The sequence below is a fragment of the Paractinoplanes tereljensis genome, assembly GCF_016862435.1.
Classification (GTDB): Bacteria; Actinomycetota; Actinomycetes; order Mycobacteriales; family Micromonosporaceae; genus Actinoplanes; species Actinoplanes tereljensis.
The window spans coordinates 114,161-132,226 of record NZ_BOMY01000035.1 but is presented as its reverse complement, the minus strand read 5'-3'; the positions used below and the strand labels follow the sequence as shown (position 1 = coordinate 132,226).

Annotated in this window: 18 protein-coding genes; 10 read left to right on the top strand and 8 right to left on the bottom strand. The window is 70.8% G+C overall.

The features are described from left to right. Positions 1-8 precede the first annotated feature (8 nt). From Ate02nite_RS27690 to dmpG, 4 genes are read left to right on the top strand one after another with little or no spacing between them, the layout of a single operon-like run. Positions 9-1,703: an FAD-binding protein gene (locus Ate02nite_RS27690; RefSeq protein ID WP_203810674.1), complete on the top strand. Its 1,695-nt coding sequence runs from the start codon at positions 9-11 to the stop codon at positions 1,701-1,703. A 10-nt stretch (positions 1,704-1,713) separates the two neighbouring features. Continuing rightward, a complete protein-coding gene (locus tag Ate02nite_RS27685) occupies positions 1,714-2,484 on the top strand; it encodes a 2-keto-4-pentenoate hydratase (protein ID WP_239147733.1) in 771 nt (256 codons plus the stop codon). Positions 2,485-2,530: 46 nt separating this feature from the next. Continuing rightward, positions 2,531-3,388, top strand: coding sequence for an acetaldehyde dehydrogenase (acetylating) (locus Ate02nite_RS27680; protein WP_203810673.1), 858 nt, complete (start codon positions 2,531-2,533; stop codon positions 3,386-3,388). Continuing rightward, positions 3,385-4,392: a 4-hydroxy-2-oxovalerate aldolase gene (gene dmpG / locus Ate02nite_RS27675; RefSeq protein WP_203810671.1), complete on the top strand. Its 1,008-nt coding sequence runs from the start codon at positions 3,385-3,387 to the stop codon at positions 4,390-4,392. Before Ate02nite_RS27680 ends, dmpG begins: the two co-directional genes overlap by 4 nt. Here dmpG and Ate02nite_RS27670 read toward each other — a convergent pair. Genes Ate02nite_RS27670 through Ate02nite_RS27660 form a run of 3 tightly spaced genes read right to left on the bottom strand, consistent with a single transcriptional unit; the run spans position 4,379 to position 6,707 of the window. Further along, entirely contained in the window at positions 4,379-5,341 is a 963-nt protein-coding gene (locus Ate02nite_RS27670) for a ferredoxin--NADP reductase (RefSeq protein ID WP_203810669.1), read from the bottom strand. The genes dmpG and Ate02nite_RS27670 overlap by 14 nt on opposite strands. After that, positions 5,341-5,577 carry a hypothetical protein gene (locus Ate02nite_RS27665; RefSeq protein ID WP_203810667.1) on the bottom strand — a complete coding sequence of 79 codons (237 nt, stop codon included), beginning with the start codon at positions 5,575-5,577 and terminating at the stop codon, positions 5,341-5,343. Before Ate02nite_RS27665 ends, Ate02nite_RS27670 begins: the two co-directional genes overlap by 1 nt. Next, positions 5,574-6,707, bottom strand: a complete 1,134-nt coding sequence (locus tag Ate02nite_RS27660) for a 3-ketosteroid-9-alpha-monooxygenase, oxygenase component (RefSeq protein ID WP_203810665.1) — start codon at positions 6,705-6,707, stop codon at positions 5,574-5,576. The genes Ate02nite_RS27665 and Ate02nite_RS27660 overlap by 4 nt, the downstream gene beginning before the upstream one ends. 93 nt (positions 6,708-6,800) lie before the next feature. Between Ate02nite_RS27660 and hsaA the strand changes: the two genes are divergently transcribed. From hsaA to hsaB, 4 genes are read left to right on the top strand one after another with little or no spacing between them, the layout of a single operon-like run. Continuing rightward, on the top strand, positions 6,801-7,976 hold the full coding sequence (hsaA, locus tag Ate02nite_RS27655; protein WP_203810663.1) for a 3-hydroxy-9,10-secoandrosta-1,3,5(10)-triene-9,17-dione monooxygenase oxygenase subunit: 1,176 nt from the start codon (positions 6,801-6,803) through the stop codon (positions 7,974-7,976). 8 nt (positions 7,977-7,984) lie between these two features. Next, on the top strand, positions 7,985-8,797 hold the full coding sequence (hsaD, locus tag Ate02nite_RS27650; protein WP_203810661.1) for a 4,5:9,10-diseco-3-hydroxy-5,9,17-trioxoandrosta-1(10),2-diene-4-oate hydrolase: 813 nt from the start codon (positions 7,985-7,987) through the stop codon (positions 8,795-8,797). Continuing rightward, entirely contained in the window at positions 8,794-9,696 is a 903-nt protein-coding gene (hsaC, locus tag Ate02nite_RS27645) for an iron-dependent extradiol dioxygenase HsaC (protein ID WP_203810659.1), read from the top strand. The genes hsaD and hsaC overlap by 4 nt, the downstream gene beginning before the upstream one ends. After that, the gene (hsaB, locus tag Ate02nite_RS27640; RefSeq protein ID WP_239147732.1) at positions 9,686-10,249 is read left to right on the top strand and encodes a 3-hydroxy-9,10-secoandrosta-1,3,5(10)-triene-9,17-dione monooxygenase reductase subunit; all 564 of its coding nucleotides are present in this window, start codon (positions 9,686-9,688) and stop codon (positions 10,247-10,249) included. The genes hsaC and hsaB overlap by 11 nt, the downstream gene beginning before the upstream one ends. Before the next feature lie 315 nt (positions 10,250-10,564). Here hsaB and Ate02nite_RS27635 read toward each other — a convergent pair whose 3' ends face one another. The 5 genes from Ate02nite_RS27635 to Ate02nite_RS27615 are packed head-to-tail and all read right to left on the bottom strand — an operon-like array spanning position 10,565 to position 16,016. Next, on the bottom strand, positions 10,565-11,590 hold the full coding sequence (locus tag Ate02nite_RS27635; RefSeq protein WP_203810722.1) for an acyl-CoA dehydrogenase family protein: 1,026 nt from the start codon (positions 11,588-11,590) through the stop codon (positions 10,565-10,567). Beyond that, entirely contained in the window at positions 11,587-12,576 is a 990-nt protein-coding gene (locus tag Ate02nite_RS27630) for an acyl-CoA dehydrogenase family protein (RefSeq protein ID WP_203810657.1), read from the bottom strand. The genes Ate02nite_RS27635 and Ate02nite_RS27630 overlap by 4 nt, the downstream gene beginning before the upstream one ends. Continuing rightward, positions 12,573-13,676, bottom strand: coding sequence for an acyl-CoA dehydrogenase family protein (locus Ate02nite_RS27625; RefSeq protein WP_203810655.1), 1,104 nt, complete (start codon positions 13,674-13,676; stop codon positions 12,573-12,575). Before Ate02nite_RS27625 ends, Ate02nite_RS27630 begins: the two co-directional genes overlap by 4 nt. Further along, positions 13,673-14,509, bottom strand: coding sequence for an enoyl-CoA hydratase (locus Ate02nite_RS27620; protein WP_203810653.1), 837 nt, complete (start codon positions 14,507-14,509; stop codon positions 13,673-13,675). Before Ate02nite_RS27620 ends, Ate02nite_RS27625 begins: the two co-directional genes overlap by 4 nt. Then, positions 14,502-16,016 carry a FadD3 family acyl-CoA ligase gene (locus Ate02nite_RS27615; RefSeq protein ID WP_203810651.1) on the bottom strand — a complete coding sequence of 505 codons (1,515 nt, stop codon included), beginning with the start codon at positions 16,014-16,016 and terminating at the stop codon, positions 14,502-14,504. Before Ate02nite_RS27615 ends, Ate02nite_RS27620 begins: the two co-directional genes overlap by 8 nt. Before the next feature lie 67 nt (positions 16,017-16,083). Here Ate02nite_RS27615 and Ate02nite_RS27610 point away from each other — a divergent pair, with 67 nt between their 5' ends. Together Ate02nite_RS27610 and Ate02nite_RS27605 are read left to right on the top strand one after the other, a co-directional pair. Beyond that, a complete protein-coding gene (locus Ate02nite_RS27610; protein WP_203810649.1) occupies positions 16,084-17,274 on the top strand; it encodes an acyl-CoA dehydrogenase family protein in 1,191 nt (396 codons plus the stop codon). Continuing rightward, positions 17,271-18,059 (top strand): SDR family oxidoreductase, encoded by a 789-nt coding sequence (locus Ate02nite_RS27605; RefSeq protein WP_203810647.1) that lies wholly within the window; start codon positions 17,271-17,273, stop codon positions 18,057-18,059. Before Ate02nite_RS27610 ends, Ate02nite_RS27605 begins: the two co-directional genes overlap by 4 nt. The last annotated feature ends 7 nt before the right edge of the window (positions 18,060-18,066 follow it).

The following is an 18,066-nucleotide window of genomic DNA, read 5'->3' as shown; positions in this document are numbered from 1 at the left end:
GAGGCCCCGTGACCGAGCCCTGGGACGAGACGGCCGACGTCGTGGTGGTCGGCTTCGGTGCCGCCGGGGCCTGCGCCGCCATCGAGGCCGCCGACGCGGGCGCCCGCGTGCTCGTGCTCGACCGCTTTGTGGGCGGCGGCGCCACCGCGATCTCCGGCGGGGTGGTCTACGCCGGCGGCGGCACCCGGCAGCAGCAGTCAGCCGGGGTGACCGACACGCCGGAGGCGATGGCCGACTACCTGCGCGAGGAGGTCGGCGACACGGTCTCGGCCGCCACCCTCGACCGCTTCTGTTCGCAGAGCGCCAGCATGATCGATTGGCTGTCCGACCTAGGGGTGCCGTTCGACGCGCGCCTCTGTCCCTACAAGACGTCGTACCCCACGAACCGCCACTACCTGTACTACTCGGGCAGCGAGATGTCCTTCCCGAAGCCGGCGCCTCGCGGCCACCGGGTCGTCGCGCGCGGCACCTCCGGCCGGGTGCTCGCCGCCCGGCTGGCGGCCGCCGCCCGCGACCGCGGTGTCGCGGTGCTCGCCCAGACCCGGGTGGAACGGCTGGTCACCGGCGCGGACGGGCGGGTGACCGGCGTCGAATGCCGCACCCTGCGCGGTGCCCCGGGATGGGTCCGGCTCGGCCATCGGGTGCTGCACCGCTTCTCGGTCAAGCCCGGCCTCTACCTGCCCGGGTTGGGCCGGGCGCTGCACCGCCCGGTCGCCTGGCTGGAACGGCGCTACGGCCGCCCGTTGCGGGTCGCGTCCGGACGCGGGGTGGTGCTCAGCGCCGGCGGTTTCGTGTTCAACCGCGAGATGATGCGCGAGCACGCCCCGGATTACCACGGCGGGCTGCGACTGGGCACCCCCGGCGACGACGGCTCGGGCATCCGCCTGGGCGTAGCGGCCGGCGGCAGCATCGACCATCTGAACCGGGTGACGATCTGGCGTTTCCTGGCCCCACCATCAGCCATGCTCGGCGGTTTGCTGGTTGATCGGGATGGCCGGCGGGTGTGCGACGAGTCCCGCTACGGAGCCGCGGTGGGCGAGGCGATCCTGCGCTCACCGGGCGCGCAGGCGTGGTTGCTGCTGGATGCGGCAGTGCTGGCCGAGTGCCGCCGCCAGGTGTGGACGCAGACCTTGTGGTTCCAGCGCTGGCAGGCGTTCTGGCTGCTGACGGTCGGCCGGGTGACCGGCCCGACCCTGGAGGCAGTCGCCCGCCGAGCCGGCGTCGACCCGGCCGGCCTGACCGCCACCCTCGCGGCCTACCAGGCCGCCCAGCCCGTCACGCCCGGCGAGCCGGCCGGCTCCGGGCACCTGGCCCTTCGGGCCGCCTATCCGGGCGGCGACTCCGGCGTGCCGCTCGGCGATTCCGCTTTCGCGGCCGGGACGCCTGCTGACCCCTTCGGTAAGCCGGATGGGTTGGTGCGTTTGTTGGCTTCCCCGCCGTACTCGCTGGTTGATGTTTCTGTTCGGAATCGGACCGCTCTGCCGGCGCCGATGCTCACCCTTGGGGGTTTGCGGGTGGATGAGGAAACCGGGCAAGTGGTGGGCGTGGCTGGGCTTTATGCCGCCGGGCGCAGCGCGGTGGGGATTTGTTCTCGCAGTTATGTCAGTGGGCTTTCGCTTGCCGATTGTGTGTTTTCCGGGCGGCGGGCTGGGCTCAGTGCGGCGATTCAGGACCGGGGAGGTCTGCATGCTCACCGAGGCTGATCGTCTTGCCTTGGCCGACCGGTTGCGGGTCGCTGAGCGGGACCGGGTGCCGATTGCGCCGCTGGTGCGGGAGCGGCCCGATCTGACCGCCGCCGACGCCTATGCGATTCAGCTCCTCAATATCCGCCGTCGGGGCGGCGAGATTGTCGGGCACAAGGTCGGGCTGTCGTCCAAGGCGATGCAGCAGATGATGGGCGTCGATGAGCCGGACTACGGGCACCTGATGGCTGACATGCGGCTTTCCGAAACCGAGCCGGCGGACGCCTTGCGCTACTGCTATCCGCGGGTCGAGATCGAGGTTGCCTTTCTGCTTGGTGCCGATCTGCCCGGCGAGGGCTGTACCGAGGCGGATGTGCTGGCCGCTACCGAGGCGTTCGCGCCGTCGATCGAGCTGATCGACAGCCGCATTCAGGACTGGAAGATCAGCCTGGCTGACACGATCGCCGACAACGCCTCGTCGGCCGGGTTCGTCGTCGGGGCCGGGCGGGTGCCGCCGGGCGGGATCGATCCGCGCGGCATCGACGCCGTGCTCTACCGGGGCGGCGAGCCGGTCGTGCAGGGGCGGTCCGACGCCGTGCTCGGCAATCCGGTGACCGCGGTGGCCTGGCTGGCCCGGACGGTGGCCGGGTTCGGGGTGCGGCTGCGCGCCGGCCATCTGGTGATGCCGGGTGCGTGCGCCCGCGCGGTGGACGCGCACCCGGGCGACGAGTTCCTCGCGGTCTTCAGCGGCCTCGGCGAGGTCCGGCTGTCCTTCGCAAAGAAAACGGAGGGCGCGGCGTGACCGCCTGCATCGGTGGGGCCTTGGTCGTATTGGAGGAAGGTGCGGCATGAGCACGTTGACGGCGGCCATTGTTGGGTCGGGGAACATCGGGACGGACCTGCTCTACAAGCTGATGCGGTCGGAGCGGATCGAGCCTCGCTGGATGGTGGGGATCGATCCGGACAGTCCGGGGCTGCGCCGGGCCGCTGACCTTGGCCTCGACGTCAGCGCTAAGGGCGTTGACTGGCTTCTGGTCCAAGACCCGCTGCCCGATCTGGTTTTTGAGGCCACCTCGGCGGCCGTGCACCGGGCTGCCGCGCCTCGCTATGCGGAGGCTGGGATCCGGGCCGTCGACCTCACGCCGGCGGCCGTCGGGCCGCTGGTTGTGCCCGAGGTCAACCTGCGTGAGCACCTCGGGGCGGGCAACCTCAACCTGATCACCTGTGGCGGGCAGGCGACGATCCCGATGGTCTACGCGGTTTCCCGGTGTACGCCGGTCGAGTACGCCGAGATCGTGGCTACCGTCTCCTCGCGCTCGGCGGGGCCCGGCACCCGGGCCAACATCGACGAGTTCACCCGTACGACCGGAAAGGCTTTGGAATTGGTTGGTGGGGCGGCCAGGGGCAAGGCGATCGTCGTGCTCAACCCGGCTGACCCGCCGATGGTCATGCGGGACACGGTGTTCTGCGCGATCGGGCCGGACGCCGACACCGAGGCCATCAGCAGGTCGGTGAAAGGCATGGCCGCCGAGGTCGCCCGGTACGTGCCCGGGTACCGGCTGCTCAACGAACCGCAGTTCGATCAGGGCCGGGTCGCGATCTTCCTGGAGATCACCGGGGCTGGGGACTTCCTCCCGTCGTACGCCGGGAATTTGGACATCATGACCGCGGCCGCCACCCGCGTGGGAGAGGAACTGGCCTCATGAGCACCGACATCCGGATCACCGACTCCTCGTTGCGGGACGGCTCGCACGCCAAGCGGCACCAGTTCACCGTCGAGGAGGTGACCTCGGTGGTCGCCGCCCTGGACTCGGCGGGTGTGCCGGTGATCGAGGTGACCCACGGGGACGGCCTGGGTGGGTCGTCGCTCACCTACGGCCTGAGCCGCACGCCCGAGCAGGAACTCATCAAGGCGGCGGTGCGCACGGCCAAGAGCGCGAAGATCGCGTTTCTGATGCTGCCGGGGATCGGGCTGTTCGACGACATCCGGGCGGCGGCCGACAACGGCGCGACGGTCTGCCGGATCGCCAGTCACTGCACCGAGGCGGACATCACCGAACAGCACTTCGGGCTGGCCCGCGAGCTTGGCTTGGAGACGGTCGGCTTCCTGATGATGGCCCACTCGCAGCCGCCGGAAGTGCTGCAGACACAGGCCCGGATCATGGCCGATGCCGGCTGCCAATGCGTGTACGTGGTGGACTCGGCCGGGGCGCTCGTGCTCGACCAGGTCGGGGATCGGGTGGCGGCGCTGGTGGCCGAGCTCGGCGACGACGCCCAGGTGGGCTTTCACGGGCACGAGAACCTGGGGCTCGGGGTGGCCAACTCGGTGCTCGCCGTGCGGGCCGGGGCCAAGCAGATCGACGGCAGCACCCGCCGGTTCGGGGCGGGCGCGGGCAACACGCCGGTGGAGGCGTTCGTCGGGGTGTGCGACAAGCTCGGCATTCGCACCGGCATCGACTTCTTCGCCATCGTGGACGCGGCCGAGGACGTGGTCCGGCCGGTCATGCCGGACGAGTGCAAGCTCGACCGGCTCGCGCTGATCATGGGGTACGCCGGGGTGTACTCCAGCTTCCTCACCCACGCGTTCAGCCTGGCCGAGCGCTATCAGGTGTCCGGCGCCGAGATCCTGGTGCGGGCGGGCGAACGGCGACTCGTCGGTGGCCAGGAGGATCAGCTCATCGACATCGCCGTACAGCTCAGTAGTAAGTGACCGCGACCTCGTCGCTGCGCGCGATCGCCTGGCAGGCGAGGGTGTAACCCTCGTCGAAGTCCTCCTGTTCGAGGATCTCGTTGTTGACCAGGTCGACCTTGCCGCGTTGCAGCCGCAGCGTGCAGGCGCCGCAGTGGCCCTGCCGGCAGGAGAACGGCGGGTTGAGGCCGGCCTCGATGATCACGTCGAGCATCCGTTTGCCGGCCGGCCACGGCAGGCGCCGGGTCTGGCCGTCGATCTCGACCTCGAGGGTGGAGGCCATCGACTCGTCCTGCCCGACCTCGAAGCGCTCGACATTTACCAGTTCCTCCGGCACTCCGGCTCGCTGCAGAGCGTCGCGGGCGACCGCGACAAAAGGCTCCGGACCGCAGATGTACGCCGACCGGCCGCCGTCTTCCGCCAGGAGCGCGGCCAACACGGCCGGGTCGGGAGCGCCGCGCTCGCTGTCCAGCCAATGCGTCACGGTGAGCCGGTCGCCGGCCAGCGCGGCCAGCTCCCGGCCGAAGATGATCGAGTGCTCGTCCCGGTTGGCGTAGATCAGGGTGAGCCGGCCGTGGCCGCGCGCGAGCACCGACTTGATGATGCCCATCACCGGCGTGATGCCGCTGCCGGCGGCCAGCAGGATCAGGTCCTCGTCGAGCGAGCCGGGGGTGAACTCGCCGGCCGGCGGCAGGAACTCCAGTGTTTCGCCGGCCCGGACGTGGTCGCAGATCCAGTTCGACCCCCGGCCGTCGCGGACCCGTTTAACGGTGATCTTGAGATCTGTGTCGGTGTGCGGCGAACTGGACAGCGAATAGCAGCGGGCCCCTGTCCCCGGCACCATGACGGTCAGATATTGCCCGGGCAGGTAGGCGAACTCCGTGGCCAGCGCCGGCGGCACGGTCAGGACCAGCGAATGCGCGTCGGCGGTTTCGGCGATGACCTCGGCGACGCGCAACCGGTGGACCATCAAATCACCCCCAGGCGGCCGTCGCGGATGGCGTCGTCGATGCTGGCGCGTAGATCGAGGCAGGTGGGCACGAGTGCGCTCAGCGGGTTTACGCAGGTTTTTTCTGCCTGCGTGGTCCACTGCACGCTGGTCTGCTGCGGGCTCGACTTTCGAACCCGGACGAGGGCGTCGCAGCGGGTGCAGGCCACCTTCTCGTAGCCACCCTCCAGGTATTCCTGCCGCTCGGTCAGGGTCATGCCGAGGGCTCCGCCTGCCGGGCCAGGTTTTCCTCCACCTCGGCCGTCCAGGTCTCGACGGCCCGGGTGGTGTCGACCTCGAACTCGTACCGGGCGACCATGTCGTCGGTGACGTCCTCGACGTCCACGTAGAACTGCTCGTACCACCGGCGTAGCTGGTAGACCGGGCCGTCCTCGGCGCACAGCAGCGGGTTGTCGATCCGGCTCTTGTGCTTCCAGATCTCCACGTCCTGCTCGAAGCCGATCCCGATCCCCTTGGCGAACTTGCCGGCCGCCTTCGCGGCCTGCTCGGCGGTGAGGCCGGGCAGCCGCTTGACGATCACCCCCCACTGCAGCACGAACGAGTTGGGGGTGATCGGGTAGTGGCAGTTGATCAGCACCGACTCGATCTCGTAGCCGTGATAGTTGTTGAACAGGTAATCGATCATGTAGGACGGGCCGTAGTAGGCCGCCTCCGAGCGCAGGGTGGTGTCGCCCGACTGCTTCGCGGTGATCGGCACGTCCGGCCGCGGCTTGGTCTCCAGGTATTGCGCGGCCACCTGGCCCTCCAGCACGTTCTTGAAGAACGTCGGGAAGGCGAAGTGGATGTAGAAGAAGTGCGCCATGTCGACGACGTTGTCGATCACCTCGCGGCAGTTGGCGCCCTCGATCCGGATCGAGTCCCAGGTCCAGGTGCTCCACTCGTCGGAGAAGGCGCCCTCGATCCGCGGGATCACGATGTCGGGTGGGGGCGGGGCGCCCTGCGGGTCGTGCCAGACGAACAGCTGCCGGTTCTGCTCCTGGGCGTGCCATGACCGGGTGCGGGCCCGCATCGGGACCCGATGTGCGTACGGCACCGAGGCGCACCTCCCGTCGCCGCGCCACCGCCAGTCGTGGAACGGGCAGGCCACCTCGTCGCCCTTGATCGTGCCCATGGTCAGGTCGCCGCCCATGTGCCGGCAGTAACCGTCGAGCACGTGCAACGCGCCGGCCGAGTCGGCGAAGACCACGAGTTTGGTGCCGAACGCCTCGACGGCGTGCGGTTTGCCGTCCCGGAACGAGTCGGCCAGGCCCAGACAGTGCCAGCCGCGGGCGAACCTGGCCGGCAGGACCCCGCTGTCGATGGTGCGTGCTGCTGCGCCGTCGCTCATGTGTCGCCTCCCGCTTGGGCGTAGCCCGTTAGGTAGAACGTGTTCTAGTATAGGGACCGTCCAAGTCGCCAGCCAAGACAGCGGAGGGATCTCATGGAGGGCACCGAAGCGGTCCGGTCGGGCGTGCGAGAGTTGTTACCGGTTCTACGAGATCGGGCGCAGGAGGCGGAAGATCGCCGCCAGGTGTCCGCCGAGACGGTCAAGTCCCTCGCCGCGACCGGTTTCTTCCGGCTGTTGCAGCCGGCCCGGTTCGGCGGCTTCGAGGCCGACCCCACCACGTTCTTCGGCTGCGTGCGCGACATCGCCGCGGCGTGCGGCTCGACCGGCTGGATCTCCTCGGTGATCGGCGTGCACAACTGGCAGATGGCGCTCTTTCCCGACCAGGCCCAGCAGGACGTCTGGGGCGACGATCCGGGCACGCTGATGTCGTCGTCCTACGCGCCCACCGGCAAGATCAAGGCGGTCGAGGGCGGCTACCAGGTGAGCGGGCGCTGGAGCTTCTCGTCCGGCTCCGACCACGCCTCCTGGGTGTTGCTCGGCGGCATCATCCCGCCCGGCGACGACGGCACCCCGGCCGACTTCCGCACGTTCCTGCTGCCCGCGTCCGACTACACGATCGAGGACGTCTGGCACACGATCGGGCTGCGCGGCACCGGCAGCAACGACATCGTGGTGCCCGGCGCGTTCGTCCCGGCCTACCGTTCACTCAGCTTCGGCGACACCGCCCGCTGCGTCTGCCCGGGTCAGGAGCTCAATCAGGCGCCGCTCTACCGGATTCCCTACGGCTCGATCTTCCCGTACACGATCACCACGCCGATCATCGGCATGGCGACGGGGGCGTACGACGCGCACGTCACCTACATGCAGGAACGGGTCCGGGCCGCCTACGCCGGGGTGCGCGCGGCCGAGGACCCCTACTCGCAGGTGCGGGTGGCCCGGGCCGCGGCCGACGTGGACGCCGCCTGGCTCGCCCTGACCGCGAACATGACCGAGCTGATGTCGCTGGTCACCGCGGGCGAGAAACTGCCGATGCGGCTGCGCCTGCGGGTCCGCCGCGACCAGGTGCACGGCACCGAGCTGGCGATCCAGGCGGTCGACCGGCTCTTCGAGAACTCCGGCGGCCGGGCGATCTACACCAGCCACCCGATCCAGCGCTTCTGGCGCGACGCGCACGCCGGCCGGGTGCACGCGATCAACGACCCGGAGCGGGCACTGTCCATGTACGGGCGCGGCGAGTTCGGCCTGTCCGTCGCCGACGCGATGATCTGAGGCCGTCGATGACCCTTCACTTCCACCGCGCCGGCCCGGCCGGCGCCAACCCCGTGGTCCTTCTGCACGGCGGCGGGCCGGGAGCTTCAGCCCAAAGCAACTTCGGGCGTACGATCCCGGCCTTCGCCAAACGCTTCGACACGATCGCCGTCGACCAGCCCGGGTACGGCGGTTCCGAGCTCGGCCAGCTGACCACGCAGTACTTCACGCACTCGGCCGACGCGCTGGCCGCCCTGCTCGACGAACTCGGCCTCGAGCGCGTCGACCTGGTCGGCAACTCGCTCGGCGGCGGCACCGCGGTCCGATTCGCGCTGCGGCACCCGTCCCGGGCCGGGCGGCTGCTGCTGATGGGACCGGGCGGGCTCAGCCTCAACGTGTTCGCCGCCGACCCGACCGAGGGCGTCAAGCGGCTCGGCGCGTTCGGGGCCGGTCCCACCCGGGAACGGCTGGCGGCTTTCCTCCGTACCCTCGTCTTCGATCCTTCCTTGATCACCGACGAGCTGATCGATGAACGCCTGGCCGCGGCTTCCACCCCGGCCGCCCTTCGCGCTCTGCGCGAGATGGGCGCCTCGTTCACCGACCCGGCCCGCTTCGAAGATGGGCTGCTCTGGCGGGAGGCTCACCGGCTGCGCAACGAGGTGTTGCTGGTGTGGGGCCGGGAAGACCGGGTCAACCCGCTCGACGGCGCGCTGGTCGCGCTCAAGCTGATCCGCCGCTGCCGGCTGCACGTCTTCGGCGGCTGCGGGCACTGGGCGCACCTGGAGAAGTTCGACGAGTTCAACCGCCTCGCTTTCGACTTCCTGGAAGGGGACAGGCCGTGAGTCTCATCCGATCCCTCGGCTACCTGCGCGTCGAGGCCACCGACGTGCCCGCCTGGCGGGAATTCGGCGTCAAGGTGCTCGGCATGGTCGAGGGCCGCGGCCCCGACCCGTCCGCTGTCTACCTGCGCATGGACGACCTGCCGGCCCGCATCGTGGTGGTGCCCGGCTCACGCGACCGGCTGGCGGCCAGCGGCTGGGAGGTTGCTTCCCCGTCGTCGTTTGCGCAGCTGGTCACTGCTTTCGAGGAGGCCGGCGTCGCGGTCAAGGTGGCCGGTGCCGACGAACTCGCCGACCGCCGGGTGGCGCAGATGGTCGCCGTCGATGACCCGTCCGGCAACCGGCTCGAGTTCTTCAGCGGCGCCGCCCTGGACACCCGGCCGGCGCTCAGCGCTTACGGGACCAGGTTCGTCACCGGCACGCAGGGCATGGGGCACGTCGTGCTGCCGGCCTTCGACGACGCCGCCTCGCTGCACTTCTGGACCGAGATCCTCGGCTTCCGGCTGCGCGACACCATGCGGCTGGTCCCCGAACACATCGGGCTGCCGCACACCGACGAGGCGCTGTGGATGCGGTTCCTCGGCTGCAATCCCCGGCACCACAGCGTCGCGCTCGCCCCGATTCCCGCGCCCAGCGGCCTGATCCACCTGATGACCGAGACCGCGACCATCGACGACGTCGGCCTGGCCATCGACCGCTGCGTCAAGAACAAGGCCCCGCTGATCTCCACGCTGGGCCGGCACGCCAACGACGACATGATTTCCTTCTACGTGCGTACGCCCAGCGGGTTTGATATTGAATACGGGTTCGGCGGCCTCACCGTCGACGACCACACCTGGGTGGCCCGGCAGACCACCGCCCACAGCGTGTGGGGTCACCGGTTCGCGCACGGTGGACACTGAGCTCCCGGTGGCCGTCGACCCGGCTTCATTCCGGCGGGTCTTCGGCCACTTCTGCACCGGCGTCACGATCGTCACCACGACCGACGCGGACGGGCCGGCCGGCTTCGCCTGCCAGGCGTTCACCCCGCTGTCGCTGGACCCGCCACTGGTCCTGTTCTGCCCCCAGTCGACCTCGTCTACCTGGCAGCGGATCCGGGGCACCGGGTTGTTCTGCGTGAACGTCCTGGCCGAGGGGCATCACGAGCTGTCCCGGGCCTTCGGCACGCGGGGGGCCGACAAGTTCGCCGGCATTCCGTGGACTCCGTCGCCCGGTGGTGCGCCGATCCTGGACGGGGCTTTGACCTGGGCGGAATGCCAGGTCTCGGCGGTGCATCCGGGTGGCGACCACTCGATCGTGGTGGGCCGTGTGCTCGCCCTCGGTGAGTGCGGCGGGGATGGGCCGTTGTTGTTCTTCAAGGGGCGCTATCGGGCTGCGGCTCCGGTTTCGCCGTCTGCCTCTCTTGAGGTGGTGGATACCTTGCTTGCCTGGCCTCGCCATACCGATTGGATCTGAGGCTTTGTGGGTTGGGCTTGCTTGCTCTGGGACGGTTTTGGGCCGGGGATAACCATGCTGGGCGGTAAAGCATCTATGCCCTGCATGGTCATCCCCGGCCCAAAACCTTGCATGGTTTTCCGTTTTGGCCAGGAGTTTGGTCACCCGCTGCTGGATGCATGACTGGGGCGGGCGGTCCCCCTCCGCTCGGTGGTCTGGCTGCCGCGCTGTGGTCCGGCCAGGCGAATCACTCGGGCGGGCCGGCCTTTGTGGTGGGGTGCGCGAGCGAGACCGTGCCGGTTGCGGCCGACTGTGGCTTCGCTCCCGCGTCTCTCGTCAGAGCAGTGCGGCGGCCAGGCGGTTCAGGTGTTGGGTGGGGGTGCCGAACAGCTGGGCGTCCTGGTAGGCGCGGCGTAGGTAGAGGTGGGCGTCGTGCTCCCAGGTGATGGCCAGGCCGCCGTGCATCTGGACCATCTCGGCGGTGATCGCCTGCAGTGCCTCCGTGCAGTAGACCTTGGCCATCGCGGCTAGGGTCGAGGCGTCCTCGGAGCCGGCCACGAAGGCCTCGGCTGCGGTCCACGACGCGGTGGTGGCGGCCTCCAGGCGCAGGTAGGCCTCGGCCAGGCGGTGCTGCAGCACCTGGAAGGAGCCGATCGGGCGGCCGAACTGGACTCGCTGCTGGACGTACTCGTGGGTGGCCTCGAAGGCGCGGCCGGCTGCGCCCATCTGTTCGGCGCTCAGCGCCACGCAGGCCAGATCGCGCAGCCAGGGCCGGAGATCGCCGCTCCCGATCTTCCGGGCGCGTGCGCCGTCCAGTCGCACCGTGGCTAGCCGCCGAGTCGCGTCGAGAACGTCCGTGGGCTGTACGGACACTCCGGGGGCGGTCGCGTCCACCTCGTAGAGGCCGTCGTCCGTCGGCACCAGGAGGATGTCGGCGCTCTCGGCATCGAGCACCTGGCGGGCTTCGCCGACAAGCCCACCGGCCTTGACCGTAGTCGGATCGTCGGGCCAGGCCAGGGTGGCTATGCGGTCGCCGGCGCAGATGGCGGGGAGCAGGCGGGCGCAGGCCTCCTCGTCGCCGGCGCGGAGCAACGCCTGGGTGGCCAGCACGCCGCAACCCAGCATCGGGCCGGGGGTCAGGGTGCGGCCCCACTCGGTCAGCATCACGTGCGACTCGAGCAAGGTTGCGCCGGCGCCGCCGAAGGCTTCGGGGACCGCCAAGCCGGCTACCCCGATCTCCTTGCACAGGCGCTGCCACAGGGCGGGGTCGTAGCCGGTTGGTTGCTCGATGGCCGCGCGGGTGGGGTAGCCGGACAGCAGGCCGCGGACCGCGTCGCGCAGCGCCCGGTGTTCCTCGGTCAGTTCCATGTGGCCCCCTTGGTCAGCTCCGCCATCACCCGGGCTCGGTGGTCGGCCGGGGCTCCCCAGGACAGGCTCAGCGCCCGGACCTTCGTCACCCAGCGGCCGAGACCGTGCTCCTGCGTGTATCCGATCGCGCCGTGCACCTGCAGCGCCGCCCGCGCGGCCCGGTTCGCGGCGTCCGAGCAGGCCACCTTCGCGGCCGAGACATCCCGCGGGGTCAGGGTGACGGCGGCCGCGTAGACCAGTGGGCGGGCGAACTCCAGCCCGACCGCGACGTCGGCGAGCCGCTGCTGGACTGCCTGGAAACCACCGATCGCCCGGCCGAACTGGACCCGGGTGCGCGCGTGCGCCACTGCGGCCTCCAACAGCGCCCGGCCCGCACCGAGCAACTGCGCCGCGCAGACCAGCGCACCGAGGTCCAGGGCACGGCCGACCGCGGGGCAGATCTCCACCGGCCCGGCGGACTCGACCTCGTAGAGCCGCCGGGTGCGGTCCATCGAGGAGTGCACGGTGCCGCGCCGCGCTGTGCCGACCGCATCACCGTCGACGAGCAGCACCAGTTCGGCGGCGTCCGCATCGACGGCAAAGGGCAACCAGGGCGGTGCCGTGAGAGTCGCGAGGGCGCGCCCGGCGGCCAGCTCGGACAACCATCGCTCGGCCTCGCCGCCGGGCACTGTCTCGGTGAGAGCGGCGAGCAGGGTGGGGACCGTGGCCAGGGTTTCGGGGATGGGGCCGGGGACTGCGTGGTGGCCCAGCTCCTCGGCGGCTATGACCAGGTCGATGGGGGTGGCATCCAGGCCGCCGTGCCGTGCCGGGATCGCCAACGCCGTCACGCCCAGGTCGGCCAGCTGCGTCCAAAGCTGCCGCCCGGGGCCGTGGTTGCCCTCGGCCCAGCTGTCGGCGGCCTCCGGCACGCGGGCGGCCGACAGCATGTCGTGCAGGGTGGTGGCGAAGCCGGTCTGCTCCACGGACGGGACCAGCCTCATCGGGGGAGTCCCAGCACTCGCTGAGCTACCAGGCCGCGCTGGATCTCGTTGGTGCCCGCGTAGATCGGGCCGGCCAGGGCGAACAGATAGCCGCCGGTCCACGAAGGGTCCGTCTCCGCGTGCGGGCCGAGCACGTCGAGCGCGGTCTCGTGCAGGGACACGTCCAGTTCGGACCAGAACAGCTTGGTCAGGCTGGCCTCGGTGGGGGGCGCGTCCAGCGCGGCGAAGGCGTGCATCCGGTAGGCCTGGGCGCCGATCCACGCATCCACCACCCGGTCTCGGGTGGCCGGGTCGGGCTGCTCCTGCCAGCGGGAGACCAACCGGTGGGCGGCCGCCACGAAACGGCCGGGGGCGCGCAGGGTCAGGCCGCGTTCGTGGCCGGCCGTGCTCATCGCCACCCGCCAGCCGTCACCGGGGGTGCCGATCACGTCGGCGTCGGGGACGAACACGTCGTCCAGGAAGATCTCGGCGAAGCCGGGGTTGCCGTCCAACTGCCGGATCGGGCGGACCGTCACTCCCTCGGCGCGCAGGTCGAACATCAGGTAGGTGAGGCCGCGGTGGCGTTCGGCCGCCGGGTCGCTGCGGAACAGGCCGAACGCCCGGTCGGCCACGGTCGCGCGGGAACTCCACGTCTTCTGGCCGGACAGCCGCCAGCCGCCGTCGGTGCGGTGCGCGCGGGACCGGATCGCGGCCAGGTCGCTGCCCGCCTCCGGCTCGGACCAGGCCTGCGCCCACACCTCGTCGGCGCGGGCCATCGGCGGCAGAATACGGTCGCGCTGCTCCTGCGTACCGTGTGCCAGCAGCGTCGGGGCCAGCAGGAACAGGCCGTTCTGGCCGATCCGGACGGGGCCGCCGGCGGCGTGGTACTCCTCCTCGAACAGCAACGTGTGCAGCGGCGGGGCGGCCCGCCCGCCGTACCGTCCGGGCCAGGAAACCACCGCGAGAACGGCCCCGGCCAACCGTTGTTCCCAGGCGCGATGCGCAGCATCGCCGGCCGGAGTGTCCACACTGGGCAATGGGTCGCGCGGCGCGTTGGCGGCCAGCCAGCCGCGCACCTCGTCCCGGAAGGCCAGTGCCGCCGGGTCCAGATCGAGGTTCACGACGCCGACTTCTTCATGGCGGCCGGATCGAGGCCGGCCAGCGGATTGCCGGTGACCTCGGCGTTGTGCGCGTGCGCGACGTGGTGCAGGCCGAAAACCGCGTCCATCCCGGCGCGCATACCCATCAGGTCCTCGCACTGGTTCAGCGCGCGTTTGGCCAGGGCCAGACCGAACGGCGGCATCGCCGCCACGCGCTCGGCGAGCGCAAAACCCGCGGTTTCCAGCTCAGCGCGCGGCACCACCCTATTGACCATGCCGATTTCGTACGCCCTGCGCGCGCCGAATCGATCGCCGGTGAACAGCACCTCCCGGGCGAACCGCGGGCCCAGCGCCCAGGGGTGGGCAAAGTACTCAACCCCCGGAATCCCCATCCGCAGCACCGGATCGGCGAAGAACGCGTCGTCGGACGCGACGATCAGGTCGCACACCCAGGCCAGCATGAGCCCACCGGCGATGCAGGCGCCCTGCACCAGGGCGATCGACGGTTTCGGGATCTCCCGCCACCGCCGGCACATGCTCAGGTAGACCTCGACCTCGCGGGCATAGCGGCGGTCGGCGCCCTCTTTCCCGGTGTGGTCCCACCAGATCGCCGCACGCCGGGGAAACTCGGTGTCGGCGTCGCGTTCGGGGGTGCCGATGTCGTGGCCGGCCGAGAAGTGCTCACCCGCCCCGGCCAGCACGATCACCCGCACCTCGTCGTCGTTCACCGCACGGGTGAACGCATCATCCAGGGCGTACGTCATGGCCGAATTTTGCGCGTTGCGATAGCGCGGCCGGTTCATCGTCACCACCGCGAGCGCGCCCCGCCGTTCGTAGCGCACCTCGTCACCCATCGGCCGCCTCCGCCCGCATCAGGTATTTCAGGACCTTTCCCGAGGCGTTGTGCGGCAGCTCGGCGCGCAGCTCGACGCTGCGCGGCACCTTGTAGCCGGCCAGCCGGCCCCGGCAGAACTCGATCACCTCGGCCTCGCCAAGATCAAGACCAGGACGGCAGACGATGTACGCCTTGCCGACCTCACCGAGCCGTGGGTCGGCAACCCCGATCACCGCCGACTCGGCCACCTGGGGCAGCCGGGCCAGGGCGCGTTCCACCTCGGCCGGGTACACGTTGAAGCCGCCGCAGATGTACATGTCCTTGAGCCGGTCGGTGATGGTCAGGTAGCCGTGCTCGTCGAGCCGCCCGATGTCACCGGTGTGCAGCCACCCGTCGGCGTCGATCGCGGCGGCGGTGGCCACCGGATCGTCGAGGTAGCCGAGCATCGTGTTCGGCCCGCGCAGCAGCACCTCGCCGCCGGGTTCGGCGATGCTCACCTCGAAGCCGGCCGCGGCCCGCCCGGAGGTCTCGGCCACCGTGCGGGCGTCGTCCCCGGCCCGGCACATGGTGGCGACGACCGCCTCGGTCAGCCCGTAGGCGGTGAGGACGTCGGCGCCGAGCTCCTTGCGCATCCGCTCGACCAGCGCGGGCGGCACGGTGGCCGCCCCGGTAACCGCGAGGCGCAGGCTGGACAGGTCGAACCGCCCAGCGTCCGGGTGGTCCATCAGGCTGCTGTAGAGGGTGGGCGGCCCCGGCAGCACGGTGATCCGCTCCCGCGCGATCAGCTCCATCGTCCGCGGCACGTCGAAGACCGCCTGCGGCACGATCGCGGCCCCGCTGACCAGGCAGGCGAGGATCCCGGCCTTGAGCCCGAAGCTGTTGAAGAACGGGTTGACCACCAGGTAGCGGTCATCCGGGTTGAGCCCGGCGATCCCGGCCCAGGCGGCGGCCACCGCGAGCGACTGCCGATGCGCACTCATCACCCCCCGGCTGCGCCCGGTGGTCCCCGAGGTGAAAAGGACGTCGCTGAGGTCGTTGGCGCCGACCGCAGCAGCGCGGGCGTCAGCCTCCGCATCGGATACCGCGTCGCCCCCGGCCAAGAACGCGTCCCATTGGGACGGCACCTGAACGACCAGGCCGGGGAGCGGGTCGGGACCGGCGGCCGTTAGGGCGGCGAGGCGGTCGACGCCGAGGAAGACGTCGGTTACGACCAGGGCTCGGGCGTTGCTGCGGGTGATGATGTCCAGCGCTTCGACGCCGGTGAAGCGGGTGTTGACCGGGACCAGGGTGACGCCCGCGTAGCTCGCGCCCAGTGCGGCCAGGACCCAGTGCGCCGAGTTCGGCGCCCAGAGGGCGAGGCGGTCGCCTGGCTGCAGCCCGGCGGCGATCAGGGCCCGGGCCACCCGGCGGACCTCGCCGAGCAACTCGTCGTAGGTCAACCGGTCGCCGCCCGGCTGGACCAGGGCGGGGGCCGCGCCGAACGCTCGGGCCGCGCTGAGCACGGCGGCCGGAACGGTCGACGTCATCGGGGACCTCCTGTCGCGCCGGGCAGCCGTGCCGGGTGCATGGTCAACCAAGCAAGTGCTTGGTAGGGTGAGCCTACGCGCGGAGCGGGAGGCGACGCCAGTGGACGATGACCAGGAGTTCAGGCGCGAGATCCGGGACTGGCTGGCCGCCAACGTGACCGCCGAGTTGCGCGGTTCCGGGGGTGTGGGCCGGGAGAGCGAGGCGTTCGAGCAGCGCCGCGACTTCGCCCGGCGGCTGGCCGCGGCCGGCTGGTCCACGCTGGCCTGGCCGGTGGAGCACGGCGGGCGGGGTGCGTCGCTGGCCCGGCAGGTCATCTTCCACGAGGAGTATGCGAGGTCCGGCGCCCCCGGCCGGGTCGACCACATCGGGCTCACCATGGTCGGGCCCACCCTGATCGGGCTGGGCAGCGACCGGCAGCGGAAACGCTTCCTGCCGGGCATCGCGGCGGCCACCGAGCTGTGGTGCCAGGGTTACTCCGAGCCCGGCGCCGGTTCCGACCTGGCCGCCGTCACCACCCGCGCCCGGCTCGACGGCGACCAGTGGGTGATCACCGGGCAGAAGGTGTGGACGTCGCTCGCGCACGTGGCCGACTGGTGTTTCATGCTGGTCCGCACCGCGCCGATCCCGGACGGCGCGTCCCGCCACGCCGGCCTGTCCTATCTGCTCGTGCCGATGCGCCAGCCCGGCATCACGGTGCGGCCGATCCGCCAGTTGACCGGCGACAGCGAGTTCAACGAGGTCTTCTTCGACGAGGCCCGCACCGAGGCCGACCTGGTGGTCGGCGAGCCCGGCCAGGGCTGGCGGGTCGCGATGGCCACCCTCGGCTTCGAGCGCGGCGCGGCCACCGTCGGCCAGCAGGTCGGCTTCCAGCGCGACCTCGACGACCTGGTCGCGCTGGCCCGGCGCACCGGCGCGACCGACGACCCGGCCGTGCGCGAACGGCTGACCCGGGCCTGGATCGACCTGACCGTGCTGCGGGCCCACACCCTGCGGCTCCTCGCCGCCCCGCCCGCCACCGGCACCGCGACGGTGATCAAGCTGCTCTGGTCACGCTGGCGGCAGGGCCTGGGCGAGCTGGCCATGACCGTGCTCGGCCCGCGCGGCGTGGCCCCCGACCCGGGCGACGCCGAGGCCGAGCGTTGGCGTCGACTGTTCCTGTTCAGCCGCGCCGACACCATCTACGGCGGCTCCAACGAGATCCAGCGCGGCATCCTCGCCGAGCGAGTCCTGGGCCTACCTCGCCAGGACCGCCGATGACCACCACCGCCGTGCCCCGGCAACCGGCGGGGCACGGGCTGCTGGTCGGGAAGGTTGTTGTGGTTACCGCGGCGGCTGGGACTGGGATTGGGGCTGCGATTGCTGAGCGGTGCCTTGCGGAGGGGGCCGCGGTGGTGCTCAGCGACAACCACGAGCGGCGTCTTACTCTGTCGCACGCGCGCCTTACGGAGGCGTACCCGAAGAGGGTTTTGACCTTGGTTTGTGATGTCACCGATGAGGAATCGGTGCGTGGGCTGGTGGCGGGGGCGGCTGCTGAATTTGGGCGGGTTGACGTCATGATCAACAACGCTGGACTGGGTGGGAATCGGGCGGTTACCGAGATGTCCGATGAGGAATGGGGGCGGGTTCTCGACGTCACTCTTACCGGGACGTTTCGGTGCACTCGGGCTGCGCTTGGGCAGATGATCGCGCAAGGGGGCGGCGGAGTGGTGGTCAACAACGCTTCCGTGCTCGGGTGGCGGGCCCAAGCGGGGCAGGCGCACTATGCCGCGGCCAAGGCGGGGGTGATGGCGTTCACCCGGTGCGTGGCGATGGACGTGGCTCAGCATGGCATTCGGGTCAACGCGGTGGCGCCCAGCCTGGCCGAGCATCCCTTTCTCAGCAAGGTGATCAGCGAGTCGGAGCTGGCGGCGCTTGCCCGGCGGGAAGCGTTCGGGCGGGCCGCTCAACCCTGGGAGGTGGCGACCGTGGTGGCGTTTCTGGCCAGCGACTACTCGTCCTACCTCACCGGCGAGGTGATCTCCGTTAGCAGCCAGCACCCGTGATCAGCAC